Below are 2,130 nucleotides of genomic sequence, written 5' to 3'. Positions count from 1 at the left end.
GCATTAGGCATCGGCTGCAGCGCCACATATGTGGAACGGCCACGCGGGCAAGCGCTTTTCATCCAGCGGGATCGGTGCGGTCATATGTCCGGCGCGCGGTCCAAGACCGCTGGCCTCGATAAAATTCGCGATGCGAGGGACTGATCAATCTGACGCGCTTTAAGCGCATTGTCGCGCCGGCCTCTCCTCCTCGGGATTTCGTCCCGTGGATCATCGTCTAATTTTGCACCTCGCCTCTGTCCGGCGTCGCGTCGGCAAGTCCGTCCTGGTCGTCATATCGGCTCAGGCGTGTGCTGCGCTGCTCGCCGCGCCAGTATTTCGATATGTCCCGCCCCTGGCGAGCAGCGCCCAGATGATCCTCGCCATCTTGTTGGCGAGCGCGATTGCGACGACGTCGCGCCACAAACGAGCAGCGAGCGGAGCGTCGGGTTGCCCATTTCGATATGCCGCCGAGCTGCTCCTTGCCGTCGCTCGAATGGGGCTTTGGCGTTAGTCTCAGCCAGGGGGCGAAGTGACGGCCGGATTTGAATCCGTCGGGATCCGGGATCAGCGCTTTTGACGGAAGCCGCCGCGATCGCTCCGACGCCTGGAATTGTCGTCAGCCGTGGCATGTCCTGGTCGCGCTTCGCCTCGCCGACGATCCCTCGTTCGAGCTTGTCGATTTGACGCGTCAGCGCCTCGATCTGATCGGCGATTTCAGCCAAAGCCAATCGAGCGGCTTTTGGCAGGCAAACGTCCTCCTCGTCCCGCACGATCTCGATCAACGCAGCCATAGCCGTGCCGAGGGCGGCAACAACCCCCAACTCCGACAAATGCCCGCGAAGCGCGTTGATCGCCTGAGTTTGCTGTCGGATCAAAAGGGCGCGCGTCCTCAGCACCATGGCCGCCGCTTGTTGATCAGCCGATTTGATCGGAACGAAACGCATGGTCTTGCGGGTGACGACTTCGCTGATCGCTTCGACGTCGGCGGCCTCCGTCTTGCGCCGTTTCACTAATCACGAGGTCTTCATAATGCGGAGGAATGATTCACGGATTTTCGCCATTTTCGGATCAGCTTGTTTTGCATTATTTCGTGCCGAACCTCTGCGGGTCAACCAACAGAGGAGTTGCCAATGTCAAATAGCCGTCACGACCTGATCGCCGCACTCAAATCCTCGCTTATCGGTCAGCGGTACAGCCCTGTCGTGGTGGGAGCTACTGCGCCTACGCGTCTGAGTTTCTCGATTATCTCGTACATCGGAGCATCCCGTCGCGGACGTGATCGACGTGCAGGTCGAGCAATACCTGCAGCATGCGATGGTACTGTTCGAAAAGCAGCGTGGTCGACGTCCCAGCGCGCGCTGGCTCCAGGTTCCGCGCTCCGGAATTCGAGCCCTGTTGCGGCTGCTCACGGTCAATGGCCACGAGCTATCGAGCCTACCTGCGCGGCCGATGTGGTCCGAATGCAATCTGCGACGAGTACGAAATCCGGCTGCGTGAGGAACGCGGGTTGGCTTGCTCCAGCGTCGCAACGTTGATGTGGGAAGCCCGCAACTTCCTTGCTTGGCAGACCGGTGGCGGCATCGACGGGTGGACGGGCCTCAGCAGTAGCGACGTTGACCGCTATATGGATTTGCGCGCGCCGAAACTGACGCGCTGCTCGCTGAAGGATACAGCAGAGCGGCTTCGCTTGCTGCTGCGCTACCTCCACATCACATCACAGGTCGCGTCACGATGGACCTGTCAGGGCACGTGATAGCCCCGTCGCTTATGCGTACGAAGGAGTACACCGTCAGTCCTGAACCGCGATCTGACAGTCGCTGTTTCGAGAGCGCGAAGAAACGAGACATCGGCGGGGCTGCGGGACCATGCGATCCCTGCAACTCCTTGCAACATATGGGCTACGGTCTGGTGAAATCCGCAATCTGCAGATCGAGGACATCGACTGGCGGACGGAAGCCATCCATGTTCGCCACCACAAGACGCGAGCCAGCACATCCTGCCACTGATGGAGCTGGTCGGCGAAGCGGTGCTCGCCTATCTGCGTTCCGGGCGGCCCATGACGGACGCCAGAGAAATCTTCCAGCGCACGCGCGCACCCTATCGCAAGCTCGACAAGCTTTACAGCGTGGTTCGCCGGCGGCTCCGTGA

The 2,130-nt window shown here is 60.7% G+C and carries 1 protein-coding gene and 1 pseudogene; one reads left to right on the top strand and one right to left on the bottom strand.

From position 1 onward, the window contains the following. Window positions 1-282 precede the first annotated feature (282 nt). A pseudogene (locus RFM40_RS33830) lies at window positions 283-992 on the bottom strand (IS110 family RNA-guided transposase); the annotation flags it as partial. A gap of 404 nt (window positions 993-1,396) precedes the next feature. Between RFM40_RS33830 and RFM40_RS33440 the strand changes: the two are divergent. After that, window positions 1,397-1,735, top strand: a complete 339-nt coding sequence (locus RFM40_RS33440) for a hypothetical protein (RefSeq protein ID WP_320253504.1) — start codon at window positions 1,397-1,399, stop codon at window positions 1,733-1,735. The last annotated feature ends 395 nt before the right edge of the window (window positions 1,736-2,130 follow it).

This window comes from Mesorhizobium captivum, from assembly GCF_033977165.1.
Taxonomy (GTDB): Bacteria; Pseudomonadota; Alphaproteobacteria; order Rhizobiales; family Rhizobiaceae; genus Mesorhizobium; species Mesorhizobium captivum.
The sequence above is the reverse complement of the archived record's forward strand: the minus strand, read 5'-3'. Positions and strand labels throughout refer to the sequence as shown.